The sequence below is a fragment of the Aquimarina besae genome (assembly GCF_042434905.1).
In the GTDB taxonomy this organism is placed as follows: Bacteria; Bacteroidota; Bacteroidia; order Flavobacteriales; family Flavobacteriaceae; genus Aquimarina.
In genome coordinates, this window is the sequence record NZ_CP170199.1 from 2,395,356 (window position 1) to 2,413,383 (window position 18,028).

The 18,028-nt window shown below is 33.6% G+C and carries 19 protein-coding genes and 1 pseudogene; 8 read left to right on the forward strand and 12 right to left on the reverse strand.

Annotated features, from left to right (window positions below):
* Positions 1-99: 99 nt before the first annotated feature.
* Positions 100-1,167, forward strand: a complete 1,068-nt coding sequence (locus ACE94K_RS10400) for a hypothetical protein (protein WP_378183858.1) — start codon at positions 100-102, stop codon at positions 1,165-1,167.
* Positions 1,168-1,241: 74 nt separating this feature from the next.
* Here the strand turns inward: ACE94K_RS10400 and ACE94K_RS10405 are convergent, their stop codons facing one another.
* From ACE94K_RS10405 to ACE94K_RS10445, 9 genes and pseudogenes are all read right to left on the reverse strand, one after another.
* Entirely contained in the window at positions 1,242-2,300 is a 1,059-nt protein-coding gene (locus ACE94K_RS10405; protein WP_378183860.1) for a nucleoid-associated protein, read from the reverse strand.
* Positions 2,301-2,391: 91 nt separating this feature from the next.
* The gene (locus ACE94K_RS10410) at positions 2,392-2,901 is read right to left on the reverse strand and encodes a hypothetical protein (protein WP_378183862.1); all 510 of its coding nucleotides are present in this window, start codon (positions 2,899-2,901) and stop codon (positions 2,392-2,394) included.
* A gap of 56 nt (positions 2,902-2,957) precedes the next feature.
* Positions 2,958-3,986, reverse strand: coding sequence for a heme A synthase (locus tag ACE94K_RS10415; protein ID WP_378183864.1), 1,029 nt, complete (start codon positions 3,984-3,986; stop codon positions 2,958-2,960).
* A 67-nt stretch (positions 3,987-4,053) separates the two neighbouring features.
* A pseudogene (locus tag ACE94K_RS10420) lies at positions 4,054-4,386 on the reverse strand (four helix bundle protein).
* Between the two features lie 38 nt (positions 4,387-4,424).
* On the reverse strand, positions 4,425-5,873 hold the full coding sequence (locus tag ACE94K_RS10425) for a CCA tRNA nucleotidyltransferase (RefSeq protein ID WP_378183866.1): 1,449 nt from the start codon (positions 5,871-5,873) through the stop codon (positions 4,425-4,427).
* A 100-nt stretch (positions 5,874-5,973) separates the two neighbouring features.
* Complete coding sequence (locus ACE94K_RS10430) at positions 5,974-6,543, reverse strand: L-threonylcarbamoyladenylate synthase (RefSeq protein WP_378183868.1); 570 nt, start codon at positions 6,541-6,543, stop codon at positions 5,974-5,976.
* Entirely contained in the window at positions 6,543-7,529 is a 987-nt protein-coding gene (locus ACE94K_RS10435) for a glycosyltransferase (RefSeq protein WP_378183870.1), read from the reverse strand. Before ACE94K_RS10435 ends, ACE94K_RS10430 begins: the two co-directional genes overlap by 1 nt.
* A complete protein-coding gene (locus ACE94K_RS10440) occupies positions 7,526-8,455 on the reverse strand; it encodes a glycosyltransferase family 2 protein (protein WP_378183872.1) in 930 nt (309 codons plus the stop codon). The genes ACE94K_RS10435 and ACE94K_RS10440 overlap by 4 nt, the downstream gene beginning before the upstream one ends.
* 2 nt (positions 8,456-8,457) lie before the next feature.
* Positions 8,458-9,261, reverse strand: coding sequence for a glycosyltransferase family 2 protein (locus ACE94K_RS10445; protein ID WP_378183874.1), 804 nt, complete (start codon positions 9,259-9,261; stop codon positions 8,458-8,460).
* 149 nt (positions 9,262-9,410) lie between these two features.
* On the opposite strand from ACE94K_RS10445, the gene ACE94K_RS10450 reads away from it, so the two are divergent.
* Both ACE94K_RS10450 and ACE94K_RS10455 read left to right on the forward strand, forming a co-directional pair.
* Positions 9,411-10,058, forward strand: a complete 648-nt coding sequence (locus ACE94K_RS10450) for a class I SAM-dependent methyltransferase (RefSeq protein ID WP_378183876.1) — start codon at positions 9,411-9,413, stop codon at positions 10,056-10,058.
* 4 nt (positions 10,059-10,062) lie between these two features.
* Positions 10,063-10,848, forward strand: coding sequence for a lipopolysaccharide kinase InaA family protein (locus ACE94K_RS10455; protein ID WP_378183878.1), 786 nt, complete (start codon positions 10,063-10,065; stop codon positions 10,846-10,848).
* A 2-nt stretch (positions 10,849-10,850) separates the two neighbouring features.
* Here ACE94K_RS10455 and ACE94K_RS10460 read toward each other — a convergent pair whose 3' ends face one another.
* Positions 10,851-11,612 (reverse strand): glycosyltransferase family 2 protein, encoded by a 762-nt coding sequence (locus tag ACE94K_RS10460; RefSeq protein WP_378183880.1) that lies wholly within the window; start codon positions 11,610-11,612, stop codon positions 10,851-10,853.
* A gap of 22 nt (positions 11,613-11,634) precedes the next feature.
* On the opposite strand from ACE94K_RS10460, the gene ACE94K_RS10465 reads away from it, so the two are divergent.
* A complete protein-coding gene (locus ACE94K_RS10465) occupies positions 11,635-12,507 on the forward strand; it encodes a glycosyltransferase family 2 protein (protein WP_378183882.1) in 873 nt (290 codons plus the stop codon).
* Here the strand turns inward: ACE94K_RS10465 and ACE94K_RS10470 are convergent.
* Together ACE94K_RS10470 and ACE94K_RS10475 are read right to left on the reverse strand one after the other, a co-directional pair.
* On the reverse strand, positions 12,504-13,568 hold the full coding sequence (locus ACE94K_RS10470; protein WP_378183884.1) for a glycosyltransferase family 9 protein: 1,065 nt from the start codon (positions 13,566-13,568) through the stop codon (positions 12,504-12,506). The two genes, ACE94K_RS10465 and ACE94K_RS10470, sit on opposite strands and share 4 nt — an antisense overlap.
* Before the next feature lie 72 nt (positions 13,569-13,640).
* On the reverse strand, positions 13,641-14,456 hold the full coding sequence (locus ACE94K_RS10475; RefSeq protein WP_378183886.1) for a 2,3,4,5-tetrahydropyridine-2,6-dicarboxylate N-succinyltransferase: 816 nt from the start codon (positions 14,454-14,456) through the stop codon (positions 13,641-13,643).
* 125 nt (positions 14,457-14,581) lie between these two features.
* On the opposite strand from ACE94K_RS10475, the gene ruvX reads away from it, so the two are divergent.
* From ruvX to ACE94K_RS10495, 4 genes are all read left to right on the forward strand, one after another.
* Positions 14,582-14,992, forward strand: a complete 411-nt coding sequence (gene ruvX, locus ACE94K_RS10480; protein WP_378183888.1) for a Holliday junction resolvase RuvX — start codon at positions 14,582-14,584, stop codon at positions 14,990-14,992.
* 47 nt (positions 14,993-15,039) lie between these two features.
* Positions 15,040-15,630 carry a peptide deformylase gene (def, locus tag ACE94K_RS10485; RefSeq protein ID WP_378183890.1) on the forward strand — a complete coding sequence of 197 codons (591 nt, stop codon included), beginning with the start codon at positions 15,040-15,042 and terminating at the stop codon, positions 15,628-15,630.
* A 113-nt stretch (positions 15,631-15,743) separates the two neighbouring features.
* On the forward strand, positions 15,744-16,163 hold the full coding sequence (locus ACE94K_RS10490) for a DUF5606 domain-containing protein (protein ID WP_378183892.1): 420 nt from the start codon (positions 15,744-15,746) through the stop codon (positions 16,161-16,163).
* A gap of 208 nt (positions 16,164-16,371) precedes the next feature.
* The gene (locus ACE94K_RS10495; RefSeq protein ID WP_378183894.1) at positions 16,372-18,015 is read left to right on the forward strand and encodes a CTP synthase; all 1,644 of its coding nucleotides are present in this window, start codon (positions 16,372-16,374) and stop codon (positions 18,013-18,015) included.
* Positions 18,016-18,028: the final 13 nt, after the last annotated feature.

The following is an 18,028-nucleotide window of genomic DNA, read 5'->3' on the forward strand; positions in this document are numbered from 1 at the left end:
TTACAAGCAACCCTGAAGTTTCTCTCTAAAGTATTTCTAAAGGATATATAATAATTTGAAGTCAGGTTTTGTAAATTGCCAACTGAAAGCTGTGAGAATATGGAAGAAAAGTTAATGTCTAAAAAGAAACCTACATATCCAATTAATGATAGCCTGGATAGTTACCTAAAGGAATGCAATCGTAAAATTAAAATACCTGTGTTTTATGATGATTTGTTAAGGTTTTCAGGTTCGATCGTTGTATACGATAGTAATGATGAAGATACGTTGTGGGTTCGTGTTTACTATGAAGAACACGAGCGGCCTGAGATCGAGTCGAGTTTAAAAAAAGTTTATACCATATTACATTCTGATGGTAACGAAGATGCTATAGAATTTTTGAATATTGATGCTATTGATTACTGTACCTTCGGAAATTCTAAACCTTTTAGAGTTCGAGTAAGAAATATCCTGAATGATAATTACACTTATATATATGTAAAGAAAGCTGATGCATCCAGAATTTATGGATTAGAGCTGGAGCATATGTTTTCACCAAATAGGATCAACTTTTTGGTATATAAAAACACTTTGATAGAAGAACATATCGCCGGAATTCCGGGAGACGTATTTATCAAGGATTTTTTACCGGATCTTAGTGATCAAGCCAAATCACAGATTGCTAAAGAATTCGTAAAATTCAATGAGCGATGCCAGATGCGCCTGTTGGGCGATATGCGTTCTTATAATTATGTCATTATTCCGATCCACGATTTTGATCACGTAGAGTATAAAATCAGGGCCATCGATTTTGATCAACAATGTTTTGAAGGAAAACTAAAAGTATATCAGCCTCAATTTTTTAAAGAGAATTTTGATATGGTTGACATTGTGATGAAGAAGCTACAGCCCAACTCTATCGAACAATATAAAAAAGAAGAACGTTCTGTTTTAGCAAAGCGAATTTTAAACTCGAGATCTCGATATGAAACATTGGTGAAATGTATGTGTAAGGATACTATTTCTACAGAGGAAAATATAAAGGAGTTAAGAGAACATCTTTATAATTTTACCTTGGATCTAAAGTTTCGCAGAAGTAAAACCATGGGCGAAATTTTAAAAACTGCGTTGGATTTTGTAAGAAGAAACTACGAGAATGTAAATATGAAGCGGTTGCTGGAAGGTTAATAGGTGCGAGGTGGGTATTTGAGTATTTGAGTTTTAAGATTATTAACTCAAATAATCACATCCTGATCTCTATATTAATCCTTCTGCTCTTTATTAAAATATACCAAATAGTAGTACATCTGTTTTTCTTCATCCCACCCTTTTTCTACAAATTTTTCGGCAGATTCCGGATTGATGAAATCCATTTTAATCTGGATATTGGTATCCAGATTGATAGTGTTTTTCATCTTTTTTCTTGCTGCTGAAACAGCGGTGTTCGCAATTGGGAATTCTGTAAGATCTTCAATATGATATTTTGGAGCTTTCTCTGTCTTATAATGCTTAAATTCTGGAATTAAATCGGGATTGTCAATGACTTCATTTATAAAAGCAGATTCTTCAAACGTGTCATTTTTTGCAAAATGATTTACCGCTCGATTCATAAACATTACTTCCTCCTTTTTGTCTTCTGCAGGTAATACCACATCTTTGGCAAAGTCCTGGCAAAATTTCATATATTTTTTGGTATAGAAGTTTTCGTCGGCAAAAGCTTCAACCCCCAAGAAATGTTCTAGCCAATATTTAGTATCGTAGCGATTAGAGTCGACTGAAAGAATTTTATATCCTTCTTCTTTTTTGTGATTAAAGATCAAACATCCTTTATCAAGCTTGTTCAGATTTACTCCTTGTTGATGGAGTAGTTCTAAATTAGTTCCTTTTTCTTCAAATTGCAGGAAATCGTATTTCAATTCTGATTTAAAAATCCCAACAGCACTTGTTTTTTCGTTATCAATGGTTAGGTTTTCTAAGTAGGTAACATATACTTCTCCACTTTTAATATGAGGATGTTGTGACTGTTCGTACAAAAGAGAAGCAATTCTTTTTGATTTTTCGTGAGCAGAAGATGGATTGTTAAAAATTTCGGTAACTATTTTATAGAGTGGATTGAATTCTACATCTACTTCATTGACAAACTGAAAATAATTCTCTTCTTTTTCTCTAAATGGTTTGAAGAAATATTCTTTTAGTAGAGCCGTTAGCTCATCATTTAGTGTATAAGGAGCATCTGAAAGAAAAATATTCTCATTTCTACTTTTATTACCTATTCTGTGAATCGAAAGCGACTCTATTTGGGTGCTGTATAAGTTGATCATAACGTATATGTCATCCCGGCGAAGGCTGGGATCTATTTAATTTCAGTTGTGAATATATTCTTTGATTCTAAGAAGCTTAAATACTCAAGATTTAATTCCAATTTTCATCGAATCCAAGTTCATCATAATCATCAAGATCCAAGAAACCTTCTTCGTCATCATTTTCATCAAATTCATCTGTTTTGAATTCTTTGTCCGGCGCATTATCTGGTAGTTGTCCGTGCACAAACATCACATTGGGATACTCTCTACCGTTTTCATAATCAGCAATTTCAGCCAGTTCCACTAAAAAAGTCCACATACTTAGAAAATCATATATGTAAATCAATCTTGGGGAAGCTTCGTGAACTACATCTAGCAATGTGGTTTCATTCATCAATCTTACCGGTTGATTACCATCGCTCATATCAAAAAGAGAAATTTCTTCTCCTTGATTCCATTGCTCATCACTCGTATAAAAAGAGGCCATTTCCATACCATCAAAACCAAAGGATTGGTTGATGACATCGTGAAACTGCTCTAAAGTCGCATCTTGTTCTATTTCGATATCTCTAAATACATCTTCTTCGGTATCCAGGATAATTCTGAAGCGGTAAATCATTCTTGATTAATTTGGAGGCACAAAGATACAAACTTGTTTCTGACTATTTTAAATTTTCAGGTTTCAATAGATTTATTTTTGAACACCTCTAGCAATATGTAAAACTGTACTCCAAATAGCAAAGATGAAATTACTAGATGTAAAGGTTGGGATAAAAAAGGAAAATCAAAATAGTACATAATGATCCCGGTTAAAGCTTCTAAACCAATAAGTACAATGACCCAATTCAATTTGGTCAATTTCAGTTGCATTTTTTTATTGTACCATAATAACCAGCCATTGATTAGGACAATCAAAATGGAAAATGATCTGTGTATATAAAAAGTAAGTGTAGGGGGATTTAGCCATTCTGATTTGGCAAGTTCTCCTATGATTTTGATCTGTTCATCCACATATTGCCTTACCTGAGTTCCTAAAGCTACCTGAATTAAAGTAAGTATAACTGAAAAGACCAAAACGCTTTTAAACTTTTTATTAAATGCAACTGAAATATTTCGATCTCTGGTCAGGAATAATATATAGAGCAAAATTGCCAAAATGATAAAAGCGACAAGCATATGTACGGTAATTCTGAGAGGTAACAAATTAGAGTCCACTACAATTTTACCCAACCATGCCTGAAATCCCATGGCAATAATCGTTAATCCTGAAAACAGTGTTATCTTTCGTTTTTCTTTCCAGAACCATAATGATAAAATAAACATTAATAAGATGGGGATTCCGGATAGCACGGTAACCAGCCTATTGATATATTCGATCCAGGTATGCCATACATTAAATTTAGCATAGTCGTGTTTCGTATAGGGTTCCCAATTCGATGGGGTGAATGTAGATGAAGATGTAAAATCTTTGGCAGCGATTCTTAATTCTTCGTTTAGGATTACAATAAACCCTTTCTGATATTCGTGATTGGGTTTCCATTGAATTTGTGCCTCTTCCGTCGGCGGAATATAGTATCCAAAACATTTAGGCCAATCAGGACATCCCATTCCTGATCCTGTCATCCTTACCACTGCTCCGGCAATTATAATCAAATAGATAAGCACAACAGAAGTAATTACAAGTGGTCTAAAGTATTTTTTCATTTTTTTAGAATCTAAGTTTAAAAGTATCTAAGTACCTAAGTATTTAAAATATTTTGATTTTCCTTATTTAACTAGCTAACATACGCTCAATTTCTCTTGTGTTTTCAAAGATAACCTCAAATTTTTCTTTATTGAGAAAATTTAAGTTTTTAGAAATTTCTAACTGGGTTTGTAGTTCAAAAAGAGAACTCATAGCAATATTTAAGAATCGTAATTAGTTGTTTTTATCTAATCTTCCATACCCTTCTACAATAGTACTTGGAATAGATATACTTGATCTTCTAATTTGTGATGTCAATCCATATTGTACATCAGCAGGAAAGTCTTTAGTTTCAGAATAAATTTGAGTAACTAATTCAATAGATTTCTGCCAAATTAATAAGTCTTTAAACGTACCCATAAGCTTTATAAATTACTAAGCCAGCAAAACTAAATCACTCAATTTCTTTGTGTCTTAGATACTTTATTACTCTTCAACCCCAGTTCTTCTCCTTTTTTTATCATAAATTCATAGGCAGCTTCGTGTTCATTAGGTATTTCTCCCTCCAGAATAGCTTCTTTGATTGCCTCTTTGATAATGCCTATTTCACGAGAGGGTTTTATATTGAAAGTTTCCATAATTTCTTCTCCGCTCACAGGAGGCTGAAAGTTACGGATATGATCACGTTCCTCTACTTCCACCATTTTCTGGCGAACGATCTTGAAATTGTTATGGTACTTCTTAAAGCGTTTGGGATTTTTGGTGGTAATATCTGCTTCGCAAAGCGTCATCAATTCTTCAATATAATCACCAGCATCAAATACCAGCCGTCGTACAGCAGCATCTGTCACATCTGATGCAATAACAATTGGACGCGAGCTCATTAAAACCATTTTCTGAACAAACTTCATTTTGTCATTTAAGGGCATTTTTAAACGCTTAAATAGTTTATAGACCATTTTAGAACCAACAAACTCGTGGCCATGAAATGTCCATCCAACTTTTTTGCTAAATCTTTTAGTAGGAGCCTTTCCAATATCGTGTAACAACGCAGCCCAACGCAGCCATAGATCATCTGTATTTTCAGAAATATTATCTACAACTTCTAGGGTATGATAAAAGTTATCCTTATGGCGTTGTCCTTCTACTTCGTCAATACCTTTTAAGGCAACTAGCTCTGGTAGTATATAAGGTAATAAACCTGTTTTTTCTAAAAGCAAAAATCCTACAGAAGGTTTTTCGCTTGATAAAATTTTATTTAGTTCGTCTACAATACGTTCTTTAGTAATGATTTTAATACGATCCTTGTTTTTGGTAATTGCTTTTAGCGATTTCTCTTCGATCTTAAAATTTAACTGTGTTGCAAAACGAATAGCACGCATCATTCGCAGTGGATCGTCAGAGTATGTGATATCTGGATCTAATGGTGTTCTGATAATTTTAGAACGAAGATCTTCCAACCCGTCAAACGGATCCAGTATATCTCCAAAATTATCTTTAGAAAGACTTAATGCCAAGGCATTGATCGTAAAATCTCTTCTGTTTTGATCATCTTGTAATGTTCCATTTTCTACAATCGGATTCCTGCTATTTTCTCGATAAGATTCTTTTCTGGCACCAACAAACTCAACCTCGATATCGCCGGCTTTTAGCATTGCCGTTCCATAGGTTTTAAATATCTGAATTTTAGGGTTTCCGGGAAGTAATTTTGATACTTCTTTTGCTAATTCAATTCCACTGCCTACCGCCACAATATCGATATCCTTGGCAGTACCTCTTTGTAAAATATGATCTCTAACAAAGCCTCCAATAACATAACTTTCTAAACTAAGATTAGCTGCAGCTTGTGTTATGGCATTAAAAACAGCATGTTGTAATGCTTCTTTGTAATTATTTTCTTCCGACATGAATCAATGTACTCGATAATCGAGATTTTAAAGTTTCGAGGGTATTCCCGAAATCAAAAATTGTTCTTATAGATACCTTATATGCAAAGGTGCTGATATTTTACTTCCTTATAATTTTTACGGTGCTATCGCCTCCGATTTTAATAATGGAGGAAGGTTTAGCATCTTTGTTTTTCAAAGGCAAATTTACGACATAGTCCACGCCTTCCAAAATCTCTTTACTCATTTCTTGAAAGTTTCGAGGAGTTGGTTTTCCACTAATATTTGCTGAGGTAGAAACAATAGGGCGTTTAAATTTTCTAATAAGTTTTCCGCAAAAGGGATCACGAGCCACTCTAATCCCTAGGGTATTATCAGCTGCTATCAGATTTTCTGCTACTCTCAAAGGACGATCATAAATAATTGTTGTTGGTTTTGTAGCGAATTTGAGAATATCATAAGCCACTTCTGGAACTTCTTCTACATATTGCTGAAGCATTTTAAAATCACTGACAAGGCATAGCATTGCTTTGCTATCTGCTCTTTGTTTTAAAGCATATATTTTATCTACTGCTTCTGCATTGGTAGCATCACATCCTATTCCCCAAACGGTATCGGTAGGATAGAGTATAAGTCCTCCTTTTTTAAGAACGTCTATTGTTTTTTCTATTTCTTCTCTTTGATCTTCCATTAGTTGAATTTTGGAACTACATTCTCTGCGTCTATATACTTTGGGACTTCTTTATTGATGGTTTCTCCAGAAATAACTTTATCATATAATTTTAGATAGGATGTTGTCATTACTTTAGAATTAAAATATTTTACGGCATACTCGTGGCATCTTTTGGGGTTGTAATCGAATTCTCGAATAGCTTCTGCAATTTCATCAGATCCGGTACCGGTAAAACCAACTTCAGGAGTTATTAATTCTGGTAACGAACCATTTTTAGTACCGAAAACAGCACAACCTGCATATAAACTTTCAATAATGGCCAATCCGAATGGTTCATGCCATTTTACCGGAAATAGAAGTCCTTTTGAATACTTAAGGATCTCCATTTTGGTTTCATTATTTACCATACCTCTAAAAATTATTTTAGGGTTTAAAACATATTTCAGACCTCTTTTAAAATTTCGAAAGTTCCATCTTTCTCCTCCTAAAATATGTAGGTTATTCTTTGATTCGAGGGCAATTTTGGCTGCACCAAATACATTTTTCACTTTCCAGGCTGCTTTTCCCAAAAAATGTAAATATGTTCTTTCCTGATCCAAATCGGGGTCTGTATAGTCGTCCCAATCTAAACCGTTGTATACAAAGGTCGATGATCCAAATCTGTTGGCATGATTCTTAGAGATGAAAACGGTATTTATATCTAATATTTCGGCTTTTGGTGGATTCGTGTGAATAGTTACAATGAAAGGTTTATTGACTTCATAAAGAGGCGTATGACTAAAATGTGCTATATCAATATCATCTGGTATTTGAGAATTTAAATCCTGATCAGGATTAAGTGCTAATACTTCTGCAAAATCACATCGAGATCCAGGCCTGACTAAATAAACTACTTCGTGTCCCAGTTTATTCAATTCTTTTCCTAACCCCCATATTACTCGTTCAATACCTCCGTAATTGATTGCTGGGATAATCCCTGAATTGTCAACGATCAATATTTTCATAGTACTGGTTTAATTTTTTGTTTGTGTTTTAAAGATCTCGTGAGTGGAGCCTGTAATAACAAAGTATAAAATAAGGGCCAATACTTTGGTTTTACAATACTACTAAAGAAATATCTAATCTGTAAGTAGGTCAATAATATGTAAAACGGAATGATACCGTAATGTTTTCTAATGATATACATCAAGGAAATTTTTAATTCAGTTTTAATTGCAACTGATTTTTCGGTACTTGCACCGTGATAATGTATAAATGTAGCTTCTGGAACGAGATACGCAGATTTATTAATACCAGCAAGACGTTTGCAAATATCGGTTTCTTCGTAGTATAAAAAGATATTTGTATCGAATCCTCCAATGATGTTAAAGTCATCAGCTCTGAAAAACATAAAACTTCCTGCGATGAATTGACCTTGTTTAGGTTCTGTGTATAATTTTTTACGTTTTGGATACTTTTTAGAATTGGATTTTTCAAGAAATTTTCTTCCAAGAATTTCTCTTCCTAAAGACGCAAAATGATCTATTGTAGGTAAGATTTTTTTATCTTCTGTGAAGGCTTGAGGTCCACAAACACCAACATCTAATCGCTTGTCCATAAAGTTTTTTAACGATGACAAGCAATCATCTTCAAGAATTGTATCATTGTTAATAAAGGCGATATATCTTCCAGTAGCTTTTTGTACACCAATCATATTTCCACCTCCAAAACCAGTGTTGATGTTACTTCTAATTAATTCTACTGGTGGAATGATATTTATAGAATCTACATACTTCTTTAGCTTGACATAGCTTTGACGTTCAGAACCATTATCAACTATGATATATTGGCAAAATAGCTGCGCTGAAGTTTGTTCTAAGAGCGATTTTATGCAATTTATAGTATATTCTTCAGAATTATAATTAATGATAATAACCGAAATATCAAACATGATTAGTCTTTTAGATATTGATCAACTCCTTTTTCGATATAAGTAATTTTCTTTTCTGTGGTTTCTTTCTCGATAATCTCGTTTATATGGATATGACTTTTATCTTGTTCCTTATGGTAAATATGGTATACGATTCCTTTAAATTTAAGTCGTTTTCCTTTTATTCCAATGTTGATTAAACGCTGGATCATCTCGCTATCATCAATACCCCAACCGGTCAAAGATTCATTAAAACCATTAATTTTTAAGAAATCTTCTCTCCAAAAAGACATATTACAACCTCTTAGTTTAGAAGAGCGTTTGTCTTCTGTTTTATATCTATTAGCAAGAAAAGGAATACGTATGGTACGTCCTCTTTTTTTGATGCCTTTTGAAAAGAAGTTGAAATGCGTTTGCTTTTTATCAAATAGAGTGTCCAAATAGTCTTCTCGTATATTTACTCTACTACCATATAGAAAAACATCTTTTTCTGCTAAAGAAAGATGATCTTTTACAAAATCCTTATGCATAATAATATCACCATCGATCTCTAGAATATAGTCAAACTTAGCACTAGCTATGGCTTTATTCATAATAGCAGGCTTTTGATTTTTATTGTCTTCATGCCAGATATGATGTAATGGTACAGGGAATTCTTTTTGCATTCGCTTGATCAACGCTGCTGTATCTTCTCTGGATCCATCATCGGCTATTATGACTTCATTAGGGAGATGTGTTTGTTTTGTTATACTTAAAAGTAATAGTTCTAAAGCCTCTGGCCAATTATACGTAGGCGTGACTAAAGAGCATTTAGGATATACTTTCATTAAAATATTATTTATGTTACAAAGTAAAGGATTTTAGAAATAAATATTCATTCTAAAAGGTGAATATATGATAATCATTATAATGACTTAGTATAACTTTAAGATAGAAGCTATATTTTGATATATTTGCGATGATCAAACAAATGTTTATGGATTACGATAATAAACCAGATGGTTACTATGATAACGTTCGAAAGGAAATGATAAAATATATTCCTGAGCAAACCAAAAAAGTCATAGATGTCGGATGTGGAAATGGTGCCTTTGCAAAAATTATAAAAGATAAAACAGAAGCAGAAGTTTGGGGAATTGAATATATGGATAGTGAAGCACAAGTTGCTAAGACTAAACTGGATAAAGTGTTTTCTGGAAAATGTGAAGACTTTTTAGATGAATTGCCTGATAACTATTTTGATGTTATTTATTTTAATGATGTTTTAGAGCATCTCGTTGATCCTTATATGGTTTTAGATAAAATAAAGCATAAGCTTGCCGAGAATGGCGTAGTGATAAGTTCTATACCTAATGTTAGATATCATAATACCTTTTTAAAGGTGCTTTTTAATAAAGATTGGGAATATGAAGATTATGGGGTAATGGATAGAACCCATCTTCGTTTTTTTACCGGAAAAAGTATTCAGAAGATGTATGAAAACCTTGGTTATACGGTACTTACACATGAAGGAATTAATAAAAGTAAATCAATTAAGCCTTTGCTTTATAATATTCCTTTGTTTTTTAGGCATTTAGATATAAGGTTTCCTCAATATGCTACTGTAGCGAAGTTTATCAGATAGGTAAATGATGTCAAAAAATATCATTGTACATACTACCAAAAACTATATGCATCAATCTATTGTCGAAGCCCTTGATAATTTTGAAAAGTACGATGAAATACTAGGTGATGCAGAACGAAATGTCATTAAAATTGTAAATCTGGATAGTGAAAAATATACGATTAAATCATTCAAGATTCCTAATATTATTAATCAGATAGCCTATCGTTTTTTTAGAAAATCCAAAGCTGAGCGATCATATATGTATGCTAATAAATTATTAGATTTAGGAATCAAAACTCCTTTTCCGGTTGCTTATGAAATAAGAACAACACCACTTTTGTTCAAAAAAAGCTATTATGTAAGCGAGCTGGTTGAATGTGACCTTACTTATAGAGAATTGACTACCGATTTTAGTATTGCGGATCATGAGGAAATCTTGAGAGCCTTTACGCGATTTACCTATGAGTTACATAAGAATGGAGTGAATTTCTTAGACCATTCTCCGGGAAATACTTTAATTGAGAGAACAGAAAATGGGTATGAGTTCTATTTGGTTGATTTAAATCGAATGGAATTTGGGGAGATGAGTTTTGAAACTCGAATAAAAAACTTTGCACGACTCACAATTCACGAATCGATGGTTAGAGTAATGAGTAACGAATATGCTAAATGTACAGGTGAAAATGAAGCTGAGATATTTAAGTGGATGTGGCAGTACACTCAGGAATTTCAGAATCGCTATCACGGTAAACGAAAATTAAAACGAAAAATCTTCTTTTGGAAAAAGAAGTACAGAGAAGAATCTTAACTTTAAGATGTACCGTTTTTTATCAACTCTCTAAGTTTTGAATACTTCAGGAATGTAATATTTGCAGTTTGAACACAGATTACAAATCCATTAAAACCATCTAAAAATCCCAATCTCAAAAAGTAAGCTTTGAAAAAGGCCCACGTTGGATTTACAACAATTTTCCAAACGGGTGCTTTTTTTCCTAATTTATAATAAGATTCTGCAGAGATGGTAGAGAATTTATCTGTTTTGAGATTAAATTCTTGATAGGTTGTATAATTCCAGTGCAGGATATCCCCTTGTAATTTAGCAGATGACTTAGGATTATCTAACTTGTAGGAATCGTGTGGATTGATACCTTTCCAGGAGCCTGAACCTTTTTTAAAAGCTCTTAGTTTTTTGTCGGGATACCAATCAGAATATTTTATCCATTGCCCGCAAAAATTATTATACCTGTTCATATAGTATCCATCATGTACCCAATTAGATTTTAATTGGATCAGAGAATCCTGTAGTTCAGAAGATAAAGCTTCATCGCCATCAAGCGATATGATATGATCATTTGAAGCTTGGTTGATTGCAAAGTTCTTTTGCTCTATATATCCTAGAAATTCTTGTGTAATAAATTTAACGTCATACTGCTTACAGATTTCTGCTGTTCTATCGGTAGAAAAAGAATCTACAACTACAATTTCATCAACAACACCAACTAATGAGGATAAGCATCTCTCTATTTTTTTTTCTTCATTGTATGTTATGATAACGGCAGATAGTTTAACCATTCTGGTGTTTTAAGATTGATAGATGTTTTATTTATTAGCACGCTATCGTGCAAAAATAGTTATTTTTACGGCAATGCAATCACCAATAATAACAGTTATTATAAGTACGTATGATCAACCACAATGGTTGCAAAAAGTCTTGTTAGGTTATGAACATCAAAGCATAAATGGTTTTGAGGTACTCATTGCGGATGATGGTTCTAGCGAAGAAACTAAGAATGTTATTCGAGATTTCTCTAGGGTGGTCAAATATCCTATAAAGCATATATGGCAAGAAGACCTTGGGTTTAGAAAGACTGTAATTTTAAATAAAGCGATTACAGTGGCTTCTGCTGATTATTTACTATTTACAGATGGTGATTGTATACCAAGAAATGATTTTATTGAAACGCATCTTAGATTAAGAAAACCTGGTTGGTTTTTATCGGGAGGTTATTTTAAGTTACCTAAAGATATTTCAGAAGGTATTACTCAAGAAGATATTAAAACTCAAAACTGTTTTAACGTAAATTGGTTAAAAAGACACGGGCTGAAATCTTCTTTTAAGTTGAATAAATTAACTTCGAGGGGATTTAAAGAGAGCTTTCTTAATTTTATAACTCCTACTAAAGCCACTTGGGATGGAATGAATGTTTCTGGTTGGAAAAAAGATGTGTTATTAGTTAATGGCTTTGACGAGCGCATGCAGTATGGGGGAGAAGATAGAGAGATAGGAGAGCGATTATTTAATTTAGGGATTAGGGCAAAGCAAATTCGATATAGTGCGATTTGTTTACATCTGTATCATGAAAGAGGATATGTACAACCTGAGATGATCACAAAAAATAAGGCAATCCGAAAAGTTACCAAACGGGATAAAGTTATCAGAACTCCTTTTGGAATCGAAAAAGATTAAAGTTTCAGGTTGTTTAGATACGATTTTAATTTTGGGATAATAAATTCTGGTGATAAACTTTTATATAATTCTATAGCTTTATCTTTCATTTCTTTCGGTGTTTTGTTTCCATATAATTTGGGTTTAAAATCGTACAAGTGAACCGAATCGTGTTTGAGACCATCTTCAAACATGTTCCAGTCTTTTTTGATAATCCAAGGTGAGAAAATCGTAAATGTTGGTTTATCTAAAGCTTTCGCCATATTAACTGCGCCACCTTCATTTCCAATTAGGACATCACAATGAGATAGGATGGCTATAAACTCGCGTAGACTTTTTCCAAAAACCTGAAAATGAATGTGATCCTGAGTCATGGGATTAGTTAGGTCGTAAATGGCTTTTGCATCTTTTTCCTGACTGGGAATATAATTAAATAGAATATTCGCATTAGTAGATTTGACAATTTCATCAATGACCTTAGCCATATATTCAAATGGCAAGGTTTTTCTCATCTCACTTCCCAATGCGCTAATCATAATAAGAGGTTTTTCTGAGGTTATTCCATTGTCTTTTAGATAGGAGTTTGATGAATTCTTCTCTTCTTCCGTTAGGAATATTTTGGGTCGAATAATGTGAGTGGCAATTTTATCTTCTGGATATACCAATCTCAATCGGTTTTCGACAGCTATTGAAGCACTGGTAATAGGTTCAGGTTTTCTATGAATAACTTTCGAATATAAAAATCTGGTGTACCATTTATAAAAAGAAACTTTCTCCGGAGCTTTGGAAAAGTAGGAGATAAGGTTACTTTCTAATTTTCCATATGCATCAACCACCAAATCATATTTTGACTTTTTGATTTCTTTTAAAAAAGAATAAAACTCTTTTTTACTGTCACGATATTCGTTCTTGAATTCGACAATATGATCAAAAAATGGATTTTCTTGGATAACAGGTTTTGTGCTAGAGTTTATAAGATAATCAATAGTGGCTCCAGGATATTCTTTCTTAAGCGCTTCACAGATAATAGTGCTGGTAAGCACGTCGCCTATCATTTTCTGCTGAATGACTAGTATTTTCATTTAAGACTATCGATTAAAATAAGGAGCTTGCCTAAAAAAAGACAAGCTCACAAGTATATGTTTTATTTATAATTAAACAGCTACATCGTGCTCTCTAAGTGCATCGTTAAGAGAAGTCTTCTTATTAGTACTTTCTTTTCGTTTACCAATAATTAAAGCACAAGGAACGTTATATTCTCCTGCGGCAAACTTTTTAGAATAACTTCCAGGGATCACCACTGATCTAGCTGGAACAACTCCTTTGCTTTCTACCGGAGTTTCGCCAGTAACATCAATGATTTTTGTAGAAGCAGTTAATACTACGTTAGCACCAAGTACTGCTTCAGTTTCTACACGAACGCCTTCAACCACGATACATCTGGATCCTATGAATGCATTATCCTCTATAATTACTGGTGCGGCCTGTAATGGTTCTAAAACACCGCCGATTCCAACACCACCACTCAGATGTACATTTTTACCAATTTGTGCACAACTACCCACTGTTGCCCATGTATCTACCATAGTTCCTTCATCAACATATGCTCCGATGTTAACATAACTAGGCATTAAGATAGTGCCGGGCGAAATGTAAGCTCCGTGTCGAGCAACGGCATTCGGGACTACTCTGATTCCTTTTGCTTGGTACCCTTTTTTTAATGGAATTTTATCGTGGTATTCGAAAATACCGGCCTCCAGTGTTTCCATTTTCTGAATAGGAAAATAGAGTACCACTCCTTTTTTAACCCATTCGTTAACTTGCCATCCGCCTTCTATCGGTTCTGCTACACGAAGTTCTCCTAAATCTAAAAGATCTACGACTTTTCTAATGGCATCCTGAGTATTGGATTCTTTTAAAAGCTCTCTGTTGTCCCAAGCTTTTTCTATGGTTTCTTTTAGTTGGTTCATTGATAAAAAATTTTCGTAAAGATAATAGCTTCATTCTAAAATCATACGCTCATTAAATATTTTAGGATACTCTTAATATTTTACCCTAATTTATAATAATGTCATACTTTTGCATAAAACAAAGTATGGCAAGGATTTTGGCAATAGATTATGGAGGTAAGCGATGTGGGATAGCTGTTACAGATGAATCCAAGATCATAGCTTCTGGGTTAACCACTGTAGATACTAAAGAATTATTGGGTTGGTTACAAAACTATGTGACACAAGAACAAGTAGAATTGTTTGTAGTTGGCGAGCCGAAACGTTTACACGGAGAACCGTCAGAAAGTGAGAAGTTAATACAACCATTTTTAAAGAAATTATCAGCATTATTGCCTGATATTCCGATAAAACGAATAGATGAACGGTTCACTTCTAAGATGGCATTTGATACTATGATTGCCAGCGGAATATCAAAGAAAAAAAGAAGAGATAAAGCATTAGTAGATCAGATTAGTGCCACCATCATACTTCAGGATTATCTTTATAATTTATAAAGTGTATTCAATAAAATAAAAAATAGAAAATATAGAATATTTATTAAATGATTTTACCCATTGTAGCATACGGTGATCCTGTATTAAAGAAAAAAGCAAAGGAGATAACTAAGGACTATCCTAAGCTATCAGAATTACTCGATAATATGTTCGAGACTATGTATAATGCTCATGGAGTTGGGCTGGCTGCGCCGCAAATTGGACTCCCGATACGATTATTTTTGGTAGATGCAGAGCCTTTTGCAGATGACGAGGAGCTTTCTGAAGAAGAAAGAGAGGTTTTGAAAGGATTTAAAAAAGTATTTATAAATGCCATTATTCTTGAAGAGACTGGTGAAGAGTGGTCTTTCTGTGAAGGGTGTTTAAGTATTCCCGAAGTACGAGAAGATGTATTTAGAAAGGAAACTATAAAAATTAACTATTTTGATGAGAATTTTGTAGAACACACCGAAATATATAGTGGGCTTGCAGCAAGAGTCATTCAACACGAGTATGATCATATTGAAGGAGTTTTGTTTACAGATAAACTATCTAGTCTTAAAAAACGTTTGATTAAAGGAAAGCTCACGAATATATCTAAAGGTAAAATTACTCCAGAATATCGCATGAGATTTCCGTTGGCAAAAAAGAGTCGTTAATAGAAAGAATTAAGATACAATTTAAGACAAAGAATTCAGTAATAATTTATATTGGCGAATGTTTGATTTTTTAAAATGAACTGTAGATATTTGCCATCTTTGAAAAGAAATTTATGAGTTTAGACAAAATATTATCAATTTCCGGAAAACCGGGTTTGTTCGAATTAAAAGCACAGACGCGTAGTGGATTTGTTGCAGAGTCATTGGCTGATGGGAAAAAACTATCAGTTAGTATACAAAATAATGTGAGTATACTTAGCGAAATTGCTATTTATACATTTACTGAAGAAGTTCCGTTAAGAGAGATTTTTAAAAGGATTCAAGAAAAAGAAAATGGCGAACAAGCTATTAGCCACAAGGAATCTAAGAATAAGTTAGAGGCTTATTTTAGTGAAGTCTTACCGGATTATGATGAGGATAGAGTATATGTAAGTGATATGAAAAAAGTGATCCAATGGTACAATATTCTTCAGGCAAAAGGAATTACCGATTTTGAAGAACCAAAAGAAGAGGTTTCTAAAGAAGAAGAATAAAACCTGATATTATAGAATTAAAATCCTGTCTTTATGAGATAGGATTTTTTTTGTATATAACGTTATCAATTCATTTTCAGTTTTTTATACTGTTAACGAATTATGGATAAGTTATATGAATATTGCAAAGTTTTCAATGTCCTGTTTGGGTTCTTCTTTGTATTTTTGCGCAAAATTTAAACACAACCGTACTAATAGTTAAGTTTACATGGCTAATACCAAATATGTTTTTGTAACCGGAGGCGTATCTTCATCATTAGGAAAAGGAATTATAGCGGCTTCTTTAGCAAAATTGCTTCAGGCAAGAGGATACAGAGTTACGATTCAGAAACTGGATCCGTACATTAATGTAGATCCAGGAACGTTAAACCCTTATGAACACGGAGAATGCTATGTAACCGATGATGGAGCAGAAACTGATCTCGATCTTGGACATTACGAACGTTTTCTGAATACACCTACGTCGCAAGCAAATAATGTAACTACCGGTAGAATTTATCAGAGCGTTATTGAAAAAGAACGTCGTGGTGAATTTTTAGGCAAAACAGTTCAGGTAGTGCCGCATATTACTAATGAAATTAAGGAACGAATCCAAATTTTAGGAAAAAGTGGGGATTATGATATTGTAATTACCGAGATTGGAGGTACGGTCGGTGATATAGAGTCATTACCCTATATTGAAGCGGTACGCCAACTAAAATGGGAGCTTGGCGATACAAATGCTTTAGTAATACATTTAACACTAATCCCATATCTTTCTGCTGCTGGAGAATTAAAAACGAAACCAACCCAACATAGTGTAAAAACATTAATGGAAAGCGGTATAAAAGCAGATATCTTAGTATGTAGAACAGAACATGAGCTATCAGAAGATATTAGAAGTAAGCTTGCTTTGTTTTGTAACGTAAAGAAAGAAGCAGTGATTCAATCTATTGACGCTTCTACAATATATGATGTACCTAATTTAATGTTAGAAGAAGGGCTCGATACCGTAGTTTTAAAACAATTGGTGTTAAGAGATGATGATGTTCCAAACTTAGATAAATGGAATAATTTTCTGGATAGACATAAAAATCCGAAATGTGAAGTGACTATCGGGCTTATTGGAAAATATGTAGAATTACAGGATTCGTATAAATCAATCTTAGAAGCATTTATTCATGCCGGTGCGGAAAATGAGGTAAAGGTAAATGTAGAAAGTATTCACTCGGAATACATAGATGAAAAAACTATTGCAAATAAAATAGCGCATTTAGATGGCGTTTTAGTTGCACCAGGATTTGGGGAACGAGGTATTGAAGGAAAAATAAAGGCAGTGCAATATGCCAGAGAAAATAAATTGCCATTTTTTGGAATTTGCCTTGGAATGCAGATGGCAGTTATAGAATATGCTAGAAATGTATTGGGTCTTAAAGATGCCTGTTCTGTCGAAGTTGATGAAAATACTGCAAATCCGGTGATCAGTTTAATGGAAGAACAGAAAAATATTACAGATATGGGTGGTACTATGAGACTAGGTGCCTGGGATTGTGAACTGGTCGACAACAGCAAGGTATCAGAAGCTTACGGAAAAACTTTAATCGCAGAACGTCATCGTCATCGCTATGAATACAATGATCAATATAAAGAGCAACTAGAAAAGGCGGGACTAAGAACTACCGGGATCAATCCTAAAACCGGATTGGTGGAAATCGTGGAAATTCCGGATCATCCTTGGTTTGTAGGAGTGCAATATCATCCAGAATATAAAAGCACGGTAGCAAATCCCCATCCACTTTTTGTTGCTTTTGTTAAAGCCGCAGTAGAACATTCTGATTGTAACAAAGATGTCAAAGTGGCACAAGGATCGTAACTGGCTAGATAAT

Bases quoted from the DNA above. Each gene is read 5' to 3' on its own strand.
- def (WP_378183890.1), top strand. From the start codon at position 15,040: ATGATTTTACCCATTGTAGCATACGGTGATCCTGTATTAAAGAAAAAA.
- ACE94K_RS10400 (WP_378183858.1), top strand. From the start codon at position 100: ATGGAAGAAAAGTTAATGTCTAAAAAGAAACCTACATATCCAATTAAT.
- ACE94K_RS10475 (WP_378183886.1), bottom strand. From the start codon at position 14,456: ATGAACCAACTAAAAGAAACCATAGAAAAAGCTTGGGACAACAGAGAG.
- ACE94K_RS10445 (WP_378183874.1), bottom strand. From the start codon at position 9,261: ATGAAAGTATATCCTAAATGCTCTTTAGTCACGCCTACGTATAATTGG.
- ACE94K_RS10460 (WP_378183880.1), bottom strand. From the start codon at position 11,612: ATGGTTAAACTATCTGCCGTTATCATAACATACAATGAAGAAAAAAAA.
- ACE94K_RS10415 (WP_378183864.1), bottom strand. From the start codon at position 3,986: ATGAAAAAATACTTTAGACCACTTGTAATTACTTCTGTTGTGCTTATC.
- ruvX (WP_378183888.1), top strand. From the start codon at position 14,582: ATGGCAAGGATTTTGGCAATAGATTATGGAGGTAAGCGATGTGGGATA.
- ACE94K_RS10450 (WP_378183876.1), top strand. From the start codon at position 9,411: ATGGATTACGATAATAAACCAGATGGTTACTATGATAACGTTCGAAAG.
- ACE94K_RS10440 (WP_378183872.1), bottom strand. From the start codon at position 8,455: ATGTTTGATATTTCGGTTATTATCATTAATTATAATTCTGAAGAATAT.
- ACE94K_RS10425 (WP_378183866.1), bottom strand. From the start codon at position 5,873: ATGTCGGAAGAAAATAATTACAAAGAAGCATTACAACATGCTGTTTTT.
- ACE94K_RS10490 (WP_378183892.1), top strand. From the start codon at position 15,744: ATGAGTTTAGACAAAATATTATCAATTTCCGGAAAACCGGGTTTGTTC.
- ACE94K_RS10405 (WP_378183860.1), bottom strand. From the start codon at position 2,300: ATGATCAACTTATACAGCACCCAAATAGAGTCGCTTTCGATTCACAGA.
- ACE94K_RS10430 (WP_378183868.1), bottom strand. From the start codon at position 6,543: ATGGAAGATCAAAGAGAAGAAATAGAAAAAACAATAGACGTTCTTAAA.
- ACE94K_RS10465 (WP_378183882.1), top strand. From the start codon at position 11,635: ATGTTTTATTTATTAGCACGCTATCGTGCAAAAATAGTTATTTTTACG.
- ACE94K_RS10455 (WP_378183878.1), top strand. From the start codon at position 10,063: ATGATGTCAAAAAATATCATTGTACATACTACCAAAAACTATATGCAT.
- ACE94K_RS10435 (WP_378183870.1), bottom strand. From the start codon at position 7,529: ATGAAAATATTGATCGTTGACAATTCAGGGATTATCCCAGCAATCAAT.
- ACE94K_RS10470 (WP_378183884.1), bottom strand. From the start codon at position 13,568: ATGAAAATACTAGTCATTCAGCAGAAAATGATAGGCGACGTGCTTACC.
- ACE94K_RS10410 (WP_378183862.1), bottom strand. From the start codon at position 2,901: ATGATTTACCGCTTCAGAATTATCCTGGATACCGAAGAAGATGTATTT.
- ACE94K_RS10495 (WP_378183894.1), top strand. From the start codon at position 16,372: ATGGCTAATACCAAATATGTTTTTGTAACCGGAGGCGTATCTTCATCA.